The 15578-nt window shown below is 70.2% G+C and carries 16 protein-coding genes; 10 read left to right on the top strand and 6 right to left on the bottom strand.

The features are described from left to right. Positions 1-63 precede the first annotated feature (63 nt). Both soeB and soeC read left to right on the top strand, forming a co-directional pair. On the top strand, positions 64-786 hold the full coding sequence (soeB, locus tag ACAM26_RS05630; protein WP_123139420.1) for a sulfite dehydrogenase subunit SoeB: 723 nt from the start codon (positions 64-66) through the stop codon (positions 784-786). A gap of 36 nt (positions 787-822) precedes the next feature. Then, positions 823-1797 (top strand): sulfite dehydrogenase subunit SoeC, encoded by a 975-nt coding sequence (gene soeC, locus ACAM26_RS05635; protein WP_369613248.1) that lies wholly within the window; start codon positions 823-825, stop codon positions 1795-1797. A gap of 145 nt (positions 1798-1942) precedes the next feature. Here soeC and ACAM26_RS05640 read toward each other — a convergent pair whose 3' ends face one another. From ACAM26_RS05640 to ACAM26_RS05650, 3 genes are read right to left on the bottom strand one after another with little or no spacing between them, the layout of a single operon-like run. Next, a complete protein-coding gene (locus ACAM26_RS05640) occupies positions 1943-2692 on the bottom strand; it encodes an ABC transporter ATP-binding protein (RefSeq protein WP_123139418.1) in 750 nt (249 codons plus the stop codon). A gap of 2 nt (positions 2693-2694) precedes the next feature. Continuing rightward, positions 2695-3774 (bottom strand): FecCD family ABC transporter permease, encoded by a 1080-nt coding sequence (locus ACAM26_RS05645; protein ID WP_369613249.1) that lies wholly within the window; start codon positions 3772-3774, stop codon positions 2695-2697. After that, complete coding sequence (locus ACAM26_RS05650) at positions 3756-4889, bottom strand: ABC transporter substrate-binding protein (protein WP_369613250.1); 1134 nt, start codon at positions 4887-4889, stop codon at positions 3756-3758. Before ACAM26_RS05650 ends, ACAM26_RS05645 begins: the two co-directional genes overlap by 19 nt. Before the next feature lie 263 nt (positions 4890-5152). On the opposite strand from ACAM26_RS05650, the gene ACAM26_RS05655 reads away from it, so the two are divergent. Next, positions 5153-6202, top strand: a complete 1050-nt coding sequence (locus ACAM26_RS05655; RefSeq protein ID WP_369613251.1) for a GGDEF domain-containing protein — start codon at positions 5153-5155, stop codon at positions 6200-6202. A gap of 34 nt (positions 6203-6236) precedes the next feature. Here the strand turns inward: ACAM26_RS05655 and ACAM26_RS05660 are convergent, their stop codons facing one another. Both ACAM26_RS05660 and ACAM26_RS05665 read right to left on the bottom strand, forming a co-directional pair. Beyond that, positions 6237-6644 carry a hypothetical protein gene (locus ACAM26_RS05660; protein WP_123139414.1) on the bottom strand — a complete coding sequence of 136 codons (408 nt, stop codon included), beginning with the start codon at positions 6642-6644 and terminating at the stop codon, positions 6237-6239. Positions 6645-6742: 98 nt separating this feature from the next. Next, positions 6743-8785 carry a M1 family metallopeptidase gene (locus ACAM26_RS05665; RefSeq protein ID WP_369613252.1) on the bottom strand — a complete coding sequence of 681 codons (2043 nt, stop codon included), beginning with the start codon at positions 8783-8785 and terminating at the stop codon, positions 6743-6745. A 159-nt stretch (positions 8786-8944) separates the two neighbouring features. Here ACAM26_RS05665 and ACAM26_RS05670 point away from each other — a divergent pair, with 159 nt between their 5' ends. Together ACAM26_RS05670 and ACAM26_RS05675 are read left to right on the top strand one after the other, a co-directional pair. Then, on the top strand, positions 8945-10078 hold the full coding sequence (locus ACAM26_RS05670) for a ChaN family lipoprotein (protein WP_369613253.1): 1134 nt from the start codon (positions 8945-8947) through the stop codon (positions 10076-10078). Next, entirely contained in the window at positions 10078-11337 is a 1260-nt protein-coding gene (locus ACAM26_RS05675; protein ID WP_369613254.1) for a U32 family peptidase, read from the top strand. The genes ACAM26_RS05670 and ACAM26_RS05675 overlap by 1 nt, the downstream gene beginning before the upstream one ends. A gap of 10 nt (positions 11338-11347) precedes the next feature. Here the strand turns inward: ACAM26_RS05675 and ACAM26_RS05680 are convergent, their stop codons facing one another. After that, complete coding sequence (locus ACAM26_RS05680; protein ID WP_123139410.1) at positions 11348-11791, bottom strand: YcgN family cysteine cluster protein; 444 nt, start codon at positions 11789-11791, stop codon at positions 11348-11350. A 350-nt stretch (positions 11792-12141) separates the two neighbouring features. Here ACAM26_RS05680 and ACAM26_RS05685 point away from each other — a divergent pair, with 350 nt between their 5' ends. The 5 genes from ACAM26_RS05685 to ACAM26_RS05705 are packed head-to-tail and all read left to right on the top strand — an operon-like array spanning position 12142 to position 15565. Further along, on the top strand, positions 12142-12600 hold the full coding sequence (locus tag ACAM26_RS05685) for a methylated-DNA--[protein]-cysteine S-methyltransferase (RefSeq protein WP_369613255.1): 459 nt from the start codon (positions 12142-12144) through the stop codon (positions 12598-12600). After that, positions 12600-13496, top strand: coding sequence for a site-specific tyrosine recombinase XerD (gene xerD, locus ACAM26_RS05690; protein WP_132229081.1), 897 nt, complete (start codon positions 12600-12602; stop codon positions 13494-13496). The genes ACAM26_RS05685 and xerD overlap by 1 nt, the downstream gene beginning before the upstream one ends. Positions 13497-13530: 34 nt before the next feature. Then, positions 13531-14013 carry a YajQ family cyclic di-GMP-binding protein gene (locus ACAM26_RS05695; protein ID WP_123139408.1) on the top strand — a complete coding sequence of 161 codons (483 nt, stop codon included), beginning with the start codon at positions 13531-13533 and terminating at the stop codon, positions 14011-14013. Positions 14014-14021: 8 nt separating this feature from the next. Further along, positions 14022-14753, top strand: a complete 732-nt coding sequence (locus ACAM26_RS05700; protein ID WP_123139407.1) for a DsbC family protein — start codon at positions 14022-14024, stop codon at positions 14751-14753. Between the two features lie 26 nt (positions 14754-14779). Beyond that, positions 14780-15565: a PP2C family serine/threonine-protein phosphatase gene (locus ACAM26_RS05705; RefSeq protein ID WP_369613256.1), complete on the top strand. Its 786-nt coding sequence runs from the start codon at positions 14780-14782 to the stop codon at positions 15563-15565. Positions 15566-15578 lie beyond the last annotated feature (13 nt).

Here is a 15578-nt window from a genome sequence, read left to right on the forward strand (position 1 = left end):
GCCGGCGTCTGCATCGCGCCGTCTCGTCGATCACTGGCCGCTGGTGGCAGGAGGCCCTCTGACATGACCCAACTCGCCCTCGTCATCGATCTCAACGTCTGCGTCGGCTGTCATGCCTGTGTCACCTCCTGCAAGGAGTGGAACACCTCGGGCGCGGCCGGTCCGTTGGTCGACGAGCACCCCTACGACGGCTCGCCCACCGGTACCTTCTTCAACCGCGTCCAGACCTTCGAGGTCGGCACCTTCCCCGATACCGAGACCGTCCACTTCCCCAAGAGCTGTCTGCACTGCGAGGACCCGCCCTGCGTGCCGGTCTGTCCCACCGGGGCCTCCTACAAGCGCGCCGACAACGGCGTGGTGCTGGTCGACTACGACAAGTGCATCGGTTGCAAGTACTGCTCCTGGGCCTGCCCCTATGGCGCGCGCGAGCTCGACGCCCAGGAGCGGGTGATGAAGAAGTGCACCCTGTGCATCGACCGCATCACCGACGACAGCCTCCCCGAGCGCGATCGCCAGCCGGCCTGCGTGCTCGCCTGTCCGACCAGCGCGCGGCTGTTCGGCGACGTCCACGACCCCGACTCCGAGGTCTCGGTGGCGATCCGTGAGCGTGGCGGCTATGCGCTGATGGCCGAGTGGGGCACCAAGCCCGCCAACCACTACCTGCCACGCCACAAGACCCGGATGCACATCGCTCCCGAGGACCTCGAGCGGGTCGACAACCCGCTGCGTCGCGAGGATCTCACCGACTACACCGGCGAGGAGTCCGTCGACGACGTGGCCTGGTAAGGGCCGTTCCCGTCCACCGCAATCAGGAAGCCGCCCATGCATCCCGCCTTCTCCGTGATCCTGCTGACCACCCTGCTCGGCGCCGGCCAGGGGCTGTTCCTGGCGATGTTCACCGGACAGCTCTATGCCATCGCCCACTTCCTGCCGCTGCAGACCTCGGGCTTCTACGCCAGCGGCAGCCTGCTGGCGCTGTCGCTGCTGCTCGGCGGGTTGGCCGCCTCCTTCTTCCATCTCGGTCGTCCCGAACGCGCCTGGCGCGCGGCGAGCTGCTGGCGTACCTCCTGGCTCTCGCGCGAGGTGATCGTGCTGCCGCTGACCATGGGGCTGGTCGCGGCCTATGCGCTGACCCACCTGCTGGGCTGGACCGCGCCCTGGTTCCGGGTCGGCGCCCTGGCCGTCGACCTGTCGCTGATCCTCGGCGTGCTCGGCACCCTGGCGAGCCTGGCGCTGTTCGTCTGCACCGCGATGATCTATGCCGCGGTGCGCTTCCTCGAGGAGTGGCACTCGCCGTTGACGGTGAGCAACTTCCTGCTGCTCGGCACCGCCTCGGGCTTCATGTTGGCGGCGGCCTATTCGGCCTGGCTCGGCAACCCGCTGGTCGGTTTCTTCGGCACCTGGGCGGTGATCCTCACCCTCGCCGCCGCGCTCTCGCGCGGCGCACACCTGTTGCGCAACGCCCGGCTCGAACACCGCAGCACGGTGCAGAGCGCCATCGGGGTACGTCACAGCGCCTTGCAGCAGAAGGCCCAGGGCGCCACCGGCGGCAGCTTCAACACCCGTGAGTTCTTCCACGGGCGCAGCGCCCGGACCCTGCGCTGGGTGCGTGCCTTCTTCCTGGTGACGGTGTTCCCGCTGCCGGTGGTGCTGATCGCCCTGGCCCATGCCGAGGTCTCGAGCACCCTGGCGCTGACGGCCTTCGCCGTCCAGTTCGTCGGGCTGCTGGCCGAACGCTGGTACTTCTTCGCCGAGGCCCGCCACCCGCAGAACCTCTACTACCAATCGGTGTCCTGACGGCTTGCGGGCAGCCGAGTCGTCAGCGACCAACTTCCAGTCGCCAGCGACTAGCCGCCAGCCGCCAGCCGCCGGTAGGACCTCTTACGCCCCGCTGACGCGCACACTAAGCCGCTACTGGTAGCTGGAGGCTGGAAGCTACCCGCTAGATCGGCACGAACAGTGGGTGTCCAGCCAGTTCGCCGCGGACCACCGGGACCCGGTAGGCCCGCTCGACCTGCTCCGGGGTGAGCGTCGCCATGTCGCCGGTGCGATGGCCGCCGTCGCCGTCGAGCAGCAGGAAGCGGTCGGCGAAGCGCAGCGCCAGGTTGAGGTCGTGGAGGACCACCAGGGTGACCAGATCACGTTCGCGCGCGGTGCGTCTGACCAGCGCCAGGACCTCCAGCCGGTTGGCGAGGTCGAGATGGTTGACCGGCTCGTCGAGCAGCAGCAGACGGGGGGCTTGCGCCAGGGCGCGCCCGATCAGCACCTTCTGCAGCTCGCCGCCACTGAGCTCGGTGCAGCGCCTGCCGGCGAGTGCGGCGAGCCCGAGGTGATCGAGGATGTCGTCGACCAGCGCGAGATCGCGCTCGCCGGTCTGCCAGCGCAGGTGCGGCACGCGCCCGAGCAGCACCGCCTCGTAGACGGTGACGGCGACCGGGCGCGACTGCTGGGGCAGATAGGCGATCTGGCGGGCGCGGGCGCCGCGCTCGAGTCGGTCGAGCGGGGTGTCATCGAGCCGTACCCGCCCGCCCAGCGGCGGGTGGAGCTGGGCGAGGGTGCGGATCAGGGTCGACTTGCCGGCCCCGTTGGGCCCGAGTACCGCCAACAGCGCGCCGGCGGGTAGCTCCAGGTCGAGTCCCCGCAGCAGGGTGCGGCCGCCGTGGCCGATGCTGAGCGCCTCGATCCCGAGCATGGTCAGCGCTCCCCGCGGCGCAGCAACAGCGCCAGCAGCAAGGGTGCGCCGAGCATGGCGGTGACCGCGCCGACCGGCAGTACCACCGGGGCGATGATCAACCGTCCCAGGGTGTCGGCGCCGAGCAGTACGATGGCCCCGGCCAGGGCGGCGTAGGGGAGCAGATAGCGGTGGTCGACACCGATGATCAGCCGCACCAGGTGCGGCGCGATCAGCCCGACGAAGCCGATCACCCCGAGGAAGGCGGTGCTCACCGCCGCCAGGACCGCACCGGCGGCCAGGACCGTCAGCCGTAGCCGCGCCACCGCCACGCCGAGCGCGCGGGCGCTGTCCTCACCCCAGGCCATGGCGTTGAGCTGCCAGCCGGTGCGGGTGAGCAGGACGAGCAGCGGCGCCAACACCAGGGCGAGCCAGCCGACCTCGCGCCAGCCGGCCTTGCCGAGGTCGCCGAAGGTCCAGAACAGGGTCGCCGCCGCCTGGGTGTCGCTGGCGAAGTACTGCACCAGCATGGTGCCGGCGCTGGAGAAGGCGCCGAGTGCGATCCCGGCGAGCACCAGCGCCTCGGGGCGCAGCTGGCGCAGCAGCGCGATCAGCAGGATGGCCGCGGCGGTGCAGAGACCGCCGACGAGTGCCGCGCCGACCACCAGATAGGGCTGCTCGACCACCACCGTCTCGGGTCCCAACCGATTGAGCTCGCCGGCGCCGAGCAGCACGATGGCGCAGGTCGCGCCGAAGGCCGCGCCCTGGGAGACCCCGAGTGTCATCGGCGAGGCCAGGGGGTTGCGCAATACGCTCTGCATCACCGCCCCGGCCAGCGCCAGGCTCATGCCGGCGAGCAACGCGGCGAGCAGCCGCGGTAGCCGGATCGACCAGATCACGTGTGCCGCGGGGTCGGGGGCGGCGGGTCCGGCGCGCAGCGCCGTCAGCACCTCGCCGGCCGTCAGTGGGTAGCTGCCCTGGCCGAGGGCATAGACCACCAGCGCCATCAGCCCGACTCCCAGCGCCAGCCCGGCGAGCAGGCGCCTGCGGCGTTGGTGGCGGAAGCTCGCGCGTGGCGCCGGGCTCAGGACACTGGCGTCCATCGTCCCCGCTCCAGATCGAGTCGCCCCAGGCCATGGCCGTGCTCGGCCAGCGCCGGCATGATATCGGCACCGAGGAAGGTGCGCATGATGGCGCCGGCCCGCGCCCCGATGTCGATGTCCGCCAGCGCCTCGGGGTGGAGCACCTTGGCCATCATCCAGGCGTTGACCAGGGCGTTCTCGACATTGGTGTTGTAGGCGTTGAACGGCAGGGTCAGCCACACCTGTCCGGTACGGACCGCGCGCAAGCGGTGATAGAACCCAGGGTCCCTGGCGTATTCGGTGAGGATGCCGGCCAGCCCGCCGCCGTCGATGAAGAGCACCGGCGGGTCCCACAGCAGCAGTTGCTCGCGATCGAGGAAGAGATGTCCTGCCGGGCCCGCCCGGTCGGCGAGGTTCTGTGCCCCGGCCCAGCGCAGCGGCTGGTGACCGGCCTGGGTACTGGTGAGACCGTGGCTGCCCTGCATGCTGACGCCGCCGAGATAGGCGGCCACGGGGGGCGTGGTGCCGACGCGTCGGTGCAGCGCGTCCAGCTCGTCGGTGAGGGCGGCGACGAGCTGGGCGGCGCGCTGGCCGCGCCCCACCGCCTCGCCCAGGGCCTGGAGCGACCCAATCAGTTCGTCGATGCGGAGGATGCCGGTATCGCCATAGTCGAGCACCAGCAGCTCGACCCCGGCGCGTGCGCGCAGTGCCTGCAGCTGCTGATCGTCGAGGGCGGCGGCGGCGACCAGATCGGGGCGCAGCCGCAGCACCTGTTCGAGGTCGGGCATCCGCCCGGGACCGCCGGGGCCGATCGAGGGCAGGGCGTCGATCCCCGTCGGCAGGGCGTAGCGATAGCTGCTGGTGGTGAGCGCGCGTCGCTCGAAGTCCTCGACCCCGACCAGTCGATCGGCGACCGCCAGGTAGGTCAGCAGGCGTAGTGCGCCGGGGCCGATTGCCAGGAGTCGCTGACTGGGTGCGGCCCGTGCCGGAGACGGCGCGGGGGGGATGAGGGTGGCGGCGAGCAGGGCGAGAAGCTGGCGCCGGGTGCAGCGCGCAGCTGCGCCATGGTTGATGGTCCTCGTCCGGGCGCTGGTGGCGGGCGTGTCCGGCGTCCTGCGTGTCGGTTTCGTATCCATGTCTCGCTCCCTGGGGCTCTCCATCGGACCGCTGTCGCTCGGGGACAGCGGTCGGCGTGACTCCGGGCATGATGGCGTCTGGCCGCGGTGCCCGGCAAGGTGTCTGCGCGCGGTCCGGTCGGTCTGGGCGCCCGTCCGGGGGTGATTGATCCCGCCTGCCGGCGGGCGTATCTTGGTCCAGCCGTCGTCGCGCGACGGCTTGTACGGCGCGCGTTCTCGGGCCTCGCGCCTGTTCGATCGTCCCACCGCGTCAGCCTAGCCGCATGAAACACCCCCAGTGTGACCAGATCGTGCTCGTCAGCGCCGACCTCGAGGCCAGGCGGGTACGTCTGACCCTGCGCGCGGCCCTGCTGGGGGTGGTGTTGAGTGCATTCTTCAGTTGGTTCGACTTCTGGGTCACCGGCTATCTGTTCCACGCCCTCGCCGAAGGGCTCTTCTGTGTCCTGCTGTCGTGGCTGGCCTGGGGGCTGTATTGCGGCCGCGGTCAACGCATCCTGCCGCTGCTCGGCGTGGTGCTCGCCGGGGTGTTGCTCGCGGCGCTGTCGATCACCGGTGAGGCCGGTGACGGGGTGTTGATCTGGGCGGCGCTGCTGCCGCCGCTGGCCTTCTTCGTGCTGGGGCTGTGGCTGGGGCTGGCGGTCTCGCTGGGATTCAGTGCGGTGCTGATGTCGATGCTGTGGCTGCGGATCGCGCTGGACCTCGGCTTCGGTCTGAACTGGCTGGCGATGGTCAATGGCGGCGGGGCCCTGCTGGCCTCGACCGTGATCTCAATGCTCTACGAGCACAGTCGTGCCCATACCGCGCAGCGCCTGGCCCATGCGGCCAACACCGATCCGCTCACCGGGGTGGCCAACCGGCGTGGCTTCCTCGCCGGTTTCGAGTGCCGGATGACGCTGGCGCAACGGTCGCGGACGCCGGTCTCGCTGCTGCTCTTCGACCTCGACCGGCTCAAGCAGCTCAATGACGAGCTGGGACATGCGGCGGGCGATGCCGCCATCCGTCACGTGGTGCGGGTGATCCAGGGGCTGGTGCGGCGCCAGGACCTGTTGGCGCGGCTCGGCGGTGATGAGTTCGCGCTGCTGTTGCCCGGCACCGACCTGGAGGGGGCTGCGACCCTCGCGCACAAGCTGCGCGAGACGCTGGCGCGTGCGCCGCTGGAGATGGCGGGATGCACCCGGGCGCTGACCCTGAGCATCGGGCTGGCCCAGGCCGAGCCGGGCGAGACCGACTACGACCGGCTCGCCTCGGTGGCCGACCGCTGTCTCTACCGCGCCAAGGAAGGGGGGCGCAATTGCGTGGTCGATCGCTGCTGAGGGCCGGCGCGTCGTGGCGCCAGCCCGGTGCGCGTCAACAACCGTATTCGCAGACCTGATAGCTGCTGACGGTACCGCCGCAGTTCTCGTAGCAGAGTCGGTACTCCTCATCGCACTGGCCGGTGTCGGCACCCTGGTTGCAGTAGCTGCTCGACGAGCACTTGCTGCGCTCGATGTCGCTCTTGGCCGTGGCCATGCAGGCGGTGTAGTTGATCATGGCGTTGCGCTCGCAATCGGCGCGGGCGTTGGCGGCGCGGTTCTCGGCCTGGTTGCGGCACATCGCGCGCATGCTCAGGCACTGGTTCAGGCACTGCTTGCCGGCGCTGTCGGCCGGGGGCATGTAGCTGTACTCGGTGCGATAGGACGGGCCACAGGCGACGAGCGCGATGGCGAGCGTGGCGAGGAAGACAAGGCGCTGCAGTGCGCGGGAGTGGATGGGCATGATCGATCCTTGAGCCGGAGTCCGGCAGTCGTTGAGTCCGTTTGATTCTAGCCAATTCTGTCCCCAATGCAGGTGCGCTGGCGCAGGTCGTGACGTCCTCATCGGTGCGCCGGGGCGAAGCGGTGGGTCAGGGCGCTCGGTCCGCTCGGCCACTGGCCCTTGAGCCGATTCTCGGCGCGTGCGCCGACGAAACCGAGATAGCCGTACTTGCCGTAGTGGGGCAGCTTGCGCGCCAGTGCCGGCAGCGCCTCGGCCCGCTCGGTACCGAGCCAGGCGAGCGGCTGTTCACCGCGCGCGGCGGTGAGCACGATGCTGTCGAGCCCGTCGAGACGTTGCGTCGGGGGCGCTGCGGTGGGGTCGGGGACGGCGTGCTCGAAGGTTGCGCGATGGCGGTTCTCCCAGCCGAGCAGCCAGATCGCGCCGTGCTCGGGCAGGGTGTCGAACGCGCTGTCGAGCGCCACCCGCCAGCCCGGATGTCCGCTGCGCCAGCGCTCGGCCAGTGCCCGATAGCCGTCGAGCAATGCTGTCGGCGCCCGTGCCGGCAGCAGGATCAGCCCCTGCTCGGCGCCGAACAGGTTGCCGAGTGCCACCGGGGTCTCGCCGGGCAGCAGGGTGCGGAAGACGTCGAACCCGGGGTCGACGGCGAGGGCGAGCGGGCGCTGGTCGAGCGCGATGCCGAACGCCTGGGCGCGCTCGTCGGTCTCGATCCAGAGCGTGCGAGTGCTGCCGTCTGACCACGCGAGTCGCAGCGGCAGGTGCAGCGGGAAGGGCGCGCCGGGCTGGGTCTGGCGGATCTCGCCGTGGACCTCTATCTGGCCGTCGTGTTGCTCGAGTCTGACCCCGTCGAGCGCCAGCGTCGGTGCCCCGGGTCGCTCGACCCAGGCGGCGAAGAAGTCGCCGAGGTCGGTGCCCGAGACCTGCTCGAAGGCGCGGCGCAACTCGGCGTAGCCGGCGGCGCGGAAACGGTTGTCGGCATAGAAGCGGCGCAGTCCGGCGCTGAAGGTCTCGTCGCCGAGGCGGCGGCGCAGCATGTGGAAGACCATCGCCCCCTTGCCGTAGCCGATCGCCTGGGAGCCGCCGTCGTGACGGGCGCGGAAGGCGCTGAGCGGGAAGTCCTCGCCGTGGTGGACGTGATCGGCGTAGGCCTTGAGCATCTCGCGCCGCGCCTCGACCCCGGTGCCGGCGCGCTCGCGCTGCCAGTAGTCGGCGAGATAATTGGTCAGGCCCTCGCTCCAGTTGCCCGAGTCGGCGTCGACATAGACCCCGTTGCCCCACCAGTTGTGGAGGATCTCGTGCGGGTAGGAGGTGTGGAGGATGAAGGGCAGACGGATCACCCGTGAGCCGAGCAGGGTGAAGGAGGGCATGCCGTAGCCGCTCTCCCAGAAGTTTTCGACCAGCGCGAACTTGGCGTAGGGGTAGGGGCCGATGCGCTCGCCATAGTCGCGCAGGTAGGTGGCGGTGGCGTCGAGATAGCGTCGCGCGAGTGCGGGGTCGGGCGCGCGCAGATAGACCTGGGTGGCGATGCCCTCGCTGCTGTCGCGATAGAGGGTGAAGGGCGCGGCGACCAGATAGATCGACTCCTGCGGCTGCGTCTCGCGCCACTGTGAGCGTCCCGACTCGGGCGCCGCGCCGGGGCCGCTGCCTTGGGAGACGGCGATCCAGCCCGCGGGCAGGGTGATATCGAGTGCGAAGCGCAGTCGCTGTCCGGGCAGCAGCGGGTACCAGCCGCTGGCCCCGGAGAGGAAGATGCCATCGCTGTCGATGGTGCCGAGCGACCACTGTCGGTCGCGTCCAACCCCCTCGATCTGGCGGCGCAGGCCGTGACGGATCTGGCCCCGGTAGTCGAGGGTGACCGGCCCGGTGCCGGCGTGCCGCAACCGATAGACGGCGAGGTGGCCGCGTCGCCCGACCGGGGTGAGGGTCGCCGTCTCGTCGCCGACGGTGGGCGTGAGCCCGGCGTCGAGCAGCACCAGGGTGTCCTCGAGCCCGGCGGGCAGGCGCAGCCGATCGCTCGCCTCCAGGGTGCCGGTGGCGGGGTCGATGTGCACCGCGAGCTGGTGCTCGACGAGCGGTGGCGGGGACGCGGCCTGGGCCGGGGTCAGACCGAGCAGCAGCAGGGTTGAAAGGATCAAGTGTCGCATCAGTATCCGGATCCTCGGCAGAATAGGGAGCGGGGCGGTGTGTGCCCCGGGCAACAGGGTCGGTGGTCGGCGTTCCTTCTCGATGCTCGAGGGAAGCGCAGAGCGCGTGACCTGGTCAATCATGCGGGCCGCGGTGGCCCGAAACCAGCGGGGTGAGACGTGTCCTACAAAAGCTTGGCGATGATTGCCGTCGCCGTCGTGCTGGCGGCGCCGGGGGCGAGTGTCCTTGCGCGGGATGCCGAGCCTGCGGCGGGGGCGGCCACCCGGGTGCTCGAACTCGATGCGCTGACCGGGGTCGAGACCCTGCTCGGGCGCATCGCCGAGCGCCGCGTGGTCTATGTCGGCGAGCACCACGACCGCTATGCCGACCATCTCGATCAGCTGGCGGTGATCCGCGGCCTGCACGCCCGCGGCAAGCCGCTGGCGATCGGTTTGGAGTGCTTCCAGCAGCCCTTCCAGATCCATCTCGACGCCTATGTCGCCGGCGCCATCGACGAGGCGCAGATGCTGCGCCGCACCGAGTACTTCGAACGCTGGCGCTTCGACTACCGGCTCTATCGTCCGATCCTGCGCTTCGCGCGCGAGCACGAGATCCCGCTGATCGCGCTCAATCTCGACCAGGCCCTCACCCGCCGTGTCGGCGAGGTCGGCATCGACGGGCTCGACCCTCGTCAGCGCGCCGCCCTGCCCGCCGCGCTCGCCCGGCCCGACGCGGCCTATCGCGAGCGGCTGCGCGAGATCTTCGCCCAGCACCCCTTCGGCGACGAGCGCGATCTCGATCACTTCATCGAGGTCCAGCTGCTGTGGGACGAGGGCATGGCCGCGCGCGCCGCCGACTATCTCGACGCCAACCCCGAACGCACCCTGGTGGTGCTCGCCGGGGCCGGGCACCTCGAGTACGGCATCGGTATCCCCGACCGGGTCGAGCGCCGGCTCGGGCTGCCGGGTGCGGTGTTGCTCAACGGCGAGGGGCGACCGGTCGAGCCGCCGGCGGCCGATTTCTATCTCTATCCCGCCCCGGCCGAGCTGCCCCCGGCCGGGCTGCTGGGGGTGCAGCTCGGCGAGGGCGAGGAAGGGGCCGGCACCCGCGTGGTCGGCTTCGCCGCCGACAGTGGCGCGCAGGCCGCCGGGGTGGCGGTGGGCGATCGCATCCTCGCCCTTGCCGGGCGAGCGGTCGCCGACTATGCCGATATCCGTCTGGTGCTGCTCGATCGTGTCCCCGGCGAGCGGGTCGCGGTCACGGTGCTGCGCGGCGCCGAGGAGCGGCACGATCTTGAGGTGGAGTTGCGCTGATGTCGATGTCGCACCGCCCCGAGCTGCTCTCCCCGGCCGGCAGCCCCAGCCATCTCGACTATGCCTTCGCCTATGGCGCCGATGCCGTCTATGCCGGGCTGCCCCGGTACAGCCTGCGGGTGCGCAAGGGCGGCTTCGACGCCGCCTCGCTCGCCACCGGCATCGCCGCGGCCCATGATCTCGGCAAGCGCTTCTATCTCGCCGTCAACCTGATGCCGCACGGGGCCAAGCTGCGCACCTTCGTCGACGACATCGGCGCGCTGGTCGCGCTCGGCCCCGATGCGCTGATCATGGCCGACCCCGGGCTGATCATGCTGGTGCGCGAGCGCTGGCCCGAGCTGCCGATCCACCTCTCGGTGCAGGCCAACACGGTCAACGCCGCGGCGGTGCGCTTCTGGGCGACGCAGGGGATCGAGCGGGTGATCCTCTCGCGCGAGCTCTCGCTCGACGAGATCGCGGCGATCCGCGAGGCCTGTCCCGACACCGAGCTGGAGGTCTTCGTCCACGGCGCGCTCTGTATCGCCTATTCCGGGCGCTGTCTGCTCTCGGGGTACTTCAACCACCGCGACGCCAACCAGGGGGTGTGTACCAACGCCTGTCGCTGGCGCTACCGCTTGGGCGAGGTGGCTGGCGGCGAGCCCGGGTTCGTGCTGGAGGAGGGCGAGCGCCCGGGCGAGTACATGCCGGTGTTCGAGGACGAGCAGGGCACCTACATCATGAACTCGCGCGACCTGCGCGCCGTCGAGCACGTCGCCCGGCTGATCGAGATCGGCATCGACTGTCTCAAGATCGAGGGTCGCACCAAGTCCGACTACTATGTCGCGCGCACCGCCCAGGTCTATCGCCAGGCGATCGACGACGCGCTCGCCGGGCGCGCCTTCCGTGCCGACCTGCTCGAGGCGCTCGAGGGACTGGCCAATCGGGGCTATACCGAGGGTTTCTATCGCCGTCACGGCGCCGATCCGGCGCTGCAGAACTACGACTGCGGTGCCTCGCGCAACCAGCGCCAGTTGTTCGTCGGCGAGGTGCTGGGGGCACGCGAGGGCTGGGCCGAGGTGGCGGTGCGCAACCGCTTTGCGCGCGGCGATCAACTGGAGCTGATGAGCCCGGGCGGCAACCACGCCTTCCGTCTCGAGGCGCTCAGCGATCGCGAGGGCGCGCCGCTCGAGGTCGCGCCGGGGGCGGGCTGGACGGTGCGGGTGCGCCTGCCCGAGGGCGTCGAGCCCGGCGCGCGGGCGCTGCTCACCCGCGCGGTCTGAGCGCGGCGGCTCAGCGCACCCAGTCGATGAGGTGCATCAGCGGGTTCTCCCCGGTCTCCGGGCTGAGCACGCGTCCGCGTACGCTCTCGCCGGCCTCGGCCACCGACTCCGGGTCGCCGCTCACCAGCGGGTGCCAGCGCGGCAGGGGGCGGCCCTCGGCGAGCAGCCGGTAGGCGCAGGTCTCGGGCAGCCAGCGCGGGTCGGCCAGGTGCTCGGGGGTGAGGGTGATGCAGTCGGGCATGCGCCGGGCGCGGTTGGGGTAGTCGCGGCAGCGGCAGGTGTCGAGATCGAGCAGGGCGCAGGCGATGCGGGAGTAAACGATGCGGCCCGTGTCCTCGTCCTCAAACTTCTCCAGACAGCACTTGCCGCAGCCGTCGCAGAGCGCGTCCCATTGCCCGGTGTCCATCAGCTCGAGCGGGGTGGTCTCCCAGAAGGGGGCGGCGGTCTGGTTCATGCGGGGTCCTCGGTCGCCCGATCGGGCGCGAAAAGCGCTTCATCTTGCCGTAAAGCCGAGGGTCTCGCCAGGGGAATGATTGAACCGCAAAGACACAAAGGAGCAGAGTGCTAACAGCGTCCCGTCGCCTGTGGATGCATTCATCTGGCTCGGCGATCCCCGGCGAGCGGTGTTGCTTGCGGGTGAGGCGAGTGGGGGCACTGGAGGTGGTCATCCCATCAGCGCTTTGCGCTCTTTGGGTCTTTGCGGTTTAGACCGTCCCTGGTCGCTGAAGGTCGGCCGCCGGGCGCCTGGGCTATAATCGCCGGTCCGGTCGCTGGGTCGGTGGTCGGGTCGAGGAGGAGGGGAACATGGCGAAGGCGCTGATCCAGGCCCCGTTCGGGCCGATCGCCGTCGACTGGCGCGGGGGCGCGCTGGCCGGGGTCGATCTCGTGCCACAGGGCGAGCGCGATGGCGCGGTCTTGCCCGATTGGGTGCGCGCCGAGTTCGTCGCCTATCTCAAGGATCCGGGGCATCGGATCGACCTGCCGCTGCAGCCCGCGGGCACGGCCTTCCAGCAGCGCGTCTGGAGCGCGCTGCGGGCGATCCCGCCGGGGCGCCCCTGTACCTACGGCGAGCTGGCCGCGAGACTCGGCAGCGCGGCGCGCGCCATCGGTCAGGCCTGTCGCGCCAACCCCTGCCCGCTGGTGGTGCCCTGTCACCGGGTGGTGGGCCGGCGCGGGGCGGGTGGTTTCGGTGGTGCGCGCGCCGGTGCGCCGCTGGCCGTCAAGCGCTGGTTGCTGCGCCACGAAGGCTGGGAGGAGGACTGATGGCCGAGGACGGGATCCTGATCGAGCGTTTCGTCGAGTCGCTGTGGCTCGAGCGCGGCGCGAGCCGCAACACCCAGAGCGCCTATCGCTCCGATCTGCGCGCCTTCGCCGCCTGGCTTGCCGCCGAACGCAAGCGGGGTCTGGCGGCGGCCGGACGTCAGGACCTGCTCGATTATCTGGCGCTGCTCGCCGAGCAGGGCCGCAAGCCGCGCTCGAGCGCGCGCCTGGTCTCCTCGCTGCGGCAGTTCTATCGTTATCTGCTGCGCCGCGAGGTGATCGCTGACGACCCGAGCGCGCGCATCGAGACCCCGCGCCTGGGCCGCCCGCTGCCCAAGAGCCTGAGCGAGGCCGAGGTCGAGTATCTGCTGCGCGCGCCCGATACCACCGACCCGCGCGGTCATCGCGACCGCACCATGCTCGAGGTGCTCTATGCCAGCGGGCTGCGGGTGACCGAGCTGGTCACCCTGATGCCCGCCCAGATCAGCCTCACCCAGGGGCTGGTGCGGGTGCAGGGCAAGGGCGGGCGCGAGCGTCTGGTGCCGCTCGGCGACGAGGCCACGCACTGGGTGCGCGAGTACGTCAAGGGGCCGCGCCTGGAGCTGCTCGGCGGGCGTTGCAGCGACTATCTGTTCCCCACCAGTCGCAGCGAGCACATGAGCCGTCAGGCCTTCTGGATGCTGATCAAGCGCTATGCCATCGAGGCCGGGGTGCTCAAGCCGCTCTCGCCCCACACCCTGCGTCACGCCTTCGCCACCCATCTGCTCAATCACGGTGCCGATCTGCGCGTGGTGCAGATGCTGCTCGGACACAGCGACCTTTCAACCACCCAGATCTATACCCACGTTGCCCGAGAGCGGCTCAAGCGGATGCATGCCGTGCATCATCCGCGCGGCTGAGCCGGTCGGGCCATATCCCTGTTCGAGGTTCTTCATGCCATCGTTTGACATCGTTTCCGAGTTCGATCTACAAGAGGTGCGCAACGCGGTCGATCAGGCCAATCGCGAGATCGGTACCCGCTTCGACTTCAAGGGCGTCACCGCCAGCTTCGAGCTCGCCGAGGACAAGATCCAGCTCGCCGCCGAGCAGGAGTTCCAGCTCCAGCAGATGCTCGACATCCTGCGCCAGAAGCTGGTCAAGCGTAAGATCGATCTCGCCGCGCTGGAGCCGGGCGAGGCGGTGCAGACGCTCAATGCCGCGCGCCAGGAGATCGTCCTCAAGCAGGGCGTCGACAGCGACACCGCCAAGCGCATGGTCAAGGCGATCAAGACGAGCAAGCTCAAGGTGCAGGCCCAGATCCAGGGCGAGCAGGTGCGGGTCACCGGCAAGAAGCGCGACGACCTGCAGGCGGTGATCACGCTGCTGCGCGAGTCCGACTGGGGGCTGCCGCTGCAATTCGAAAACTTCAGAGACTAGGAAGCCCCATGCTGAGAATCAGATCCCTCGCGCTGGCCGCCACCCTCGGCTGCCTCGCCACCGCCGTGCAGGCCGGTCCCGAGCAGCAGATTCGCGCCGCGCTCGAGGCGGTGTCCCCGGACATCGCCATCAGCGATATCCGTCCGGCCCCGGTCGATGGCCTCTACGAGGTGCTCGTCGGCAGTGAGCTGATGTACATGACCGCCGACGGTCGTTATTTCATCGATGGACGCATCGTCGATCTCAAGACCCGCACCGATCTCACCGAGCCGCGTCTGGCCGAGGCCCGCAAGGGGCTGATCGAGTCGATCGGTGAGGAGTCGATGGTGAGCTTCGGTCCCGCCGACGCCGCGCACACGGTCACGGTGTTCACCGACATCGAATGTGGCTACTGTCGCAAGCTGCACAGCCAGATCGACGACTATGTCGCCAACGGTATCCGCGTGCGCTATCTGTTCTTCCCCCGCGCCGGCGAGGGCAGCGAGGCCTATCGCGAGGCCGTCTCGGTGTGGTGCGCCGGTGATGCCGAGGCGCGTCGCGAGGCGATGACCGAGGCCAAGCAGGGCAAGTCGATCGAGATGCGCAAGTGCGACAACCCGGTGGCCGAGCACATGGCATTGGGGCGTGAGCTGGGCCTGCGCGGTACCCCGGCGATCATCACCGAGGACGGCACCCTGATCCCGGGCTATGTCGACCCCAAGCGCCTCGCGGTCGAACTCGACCAGATGGCAGGCTCCTGAGCGCGGCGACGGCGAGTGGCCCAGTGATGTGGTCGCATCAGCTCGAGTACGCCTGGCAGACCGACTGCGGTCGGGTGCGCGCGCACAATGAGGACGCCGTCGGCGTCCATCCCGCGCTCGGCCTGATCGTGGTCGCCGACGGGGTCGGCGGCGCAAGCGCCGGCGAGGTGGCCAGCCGCACCGCGGTCGAGACCATCGCCGAGCGCTTCCGTCGTCACCCCTCGCCACGCCACGACGCCGAGCGTACCCGGCTGTTCGTCGAGGCGGCGATCGAGGAGGCCAATATCGCCATCTGGCGCCATGCCAACACCAACCCGGGGTGCGCCGGGATGGGGACCACGGTGGTGCTCGGCGTGCTCGGTCCCGGCTGGATGGTGGCTGCGCATGTCGGCGACTCGCGTCTCTACCGGTTGCGCGACGGCGTACTCGAACAGCTCTCGCGCGATCACAGCCTGCTCCAGGAGGTCCTCGACCAGGGACTCTACGACTCGCGCGAGGAGGCGATGGCGAGCGGCATCGGCGAGAACATCCTCACCCGTGCGCTGGGTTCGCTGCCGAGCCCCGGGGTGAGTTCGTCGATCTGCACCCTGGCACCCGGGGATCTCTATCTGTTCTGCAGCGACGGGCTGAGCGGCATGCTCGGTGAGGCGCAGCTGCATGCCGCGTTGCGCGCGGCCGACCCCGCGTCCCTGGGACGAACCGCCGAGGACCTGATCACCGCGGCCAACGCCGCGGGCGGCAAGGACAACATCACCCTGGCGTTGCTCGGTGTCGGCCCCCGGCTGGTGCCGGAGACCGATCCGCTCGGCTGAGTGGCGTGCCGGC

The sequence above is a fragment of the Marichromatium sp. PS1 genome (assembly GCF_041155115.1).
In the GTDB taxonomy this organism is placed as follows: Bacteria; Pseudomonadota; Gammaproteobacteria; order Chromatiales; family Chromatiaceae; genus Marichromatium; species Marichromatium gracile.

Bases quoted from the DNA above. Each gene is read 5' to 3' on its own strand.
- soeB (WP_123139420.1), top strand. From the start codon at position 64: ATGACCCAACTCGCCCTCGTCATCGATCTCAACGTCTGCGTCGGCTGT.
- soeC (WP_369613248.1), top strand. From the start codon at position 823: ATGCATCCCGCCTTCTCCGTGATCCTGCTGACCACCCTGCTCGGCGCC.
- ACAM26_RS05640 (WP_123139418.1), bottom strand. From the start codon at position 2,692: ATGCTCGGGATCGAGGCGCTCAGCATCGGCCACGGCGGCCGCACCCTG.
- ACAM26_RS05645 (WP_369613249.1), bottom strand. From the start codon at position 3,774: ATGGACGCCAGTGTCCTGAGCCCGGCGCCACGCGCGAGCTTCCGCCAC.
- ACAM26_RS05650 (WP_369613250.1), bottom strand. From the start codon at position 4,889: ATGGATACGAAACCGACACGCAGGACGCCGGACACGCCCGCCACCAGC.
- ACAM26_RS05655 (WP_369613251.1), top strand. From the start codon at position 5,153: ATGAAACACCCCCAGTGTGACCAGATCGTGCTCGTCAGCGCCGACCTC.
- ACAM26_RS05660 (WP_123139414.1), bottom strand. From the start codon at position 6,644: ATGCCCATCCACTCCCGCGCACTGCAGCGCCTTGTCTTCCTCGCCACG.
- ACAM26_RS05665 (WP_369613252.1), bottom strand. From the start codon at position 8,785: ATGCGACACTTGATCCTTTCAACCCTGCTGCTGCTCGGTCTGACCCCG.
- ACAM26_RS05675 (WP_369613254.1), top strand. From the start codon at position 10,078: ATGTCGATGTCGCACCGCCCCGAGCTGCTCTCCCCGGCCGGCAGCCCC.
- ACAM26_RS05680 (WP_123139410.1), bottom strand. From the start codon at position 11,791: ATGAACCAGACCGCCGCCCCCTTCTGGGAGACCACCCCGCTCGAGCTG.
- ACAM26_RS05685 (WP_369613255.1), top strand. From the start codon at position 12,142: ATGGCGAAGGCGCTGATCCAGGCCCCGTTCGGGCCGATCGCCGTCGAC.
- xerD (WP_132229081.1), top strand. From the start codon at position 12,600: ATGGCCGAGGACGGGATCCTGATCGAGCGTTTCGTCGAGTCGCTGTGG.
- ACAM26_RS05695 (WP_123139408.1), top strand. From the start codon at position 13,531: ATGCCATCGTTTGACATCGTTTCCGAGTTCGATCTACAAGAGGTGCGC.
- ACAM26_RS05700 (WP_123139407.1), top strand. From the start codon at position 14,022: ATGCTGAGAATCAGATCCCTCGCGCTGGCCGCCACCCTCGGCTGCCTC.
- ACAM26_RS05705 (WP_369613256.1), top strand. From the start codon at position 14,780: ATGTGGTCGCATCAGCTCGAGTACGCCTGGCAGACCGACTGCGGTCGG.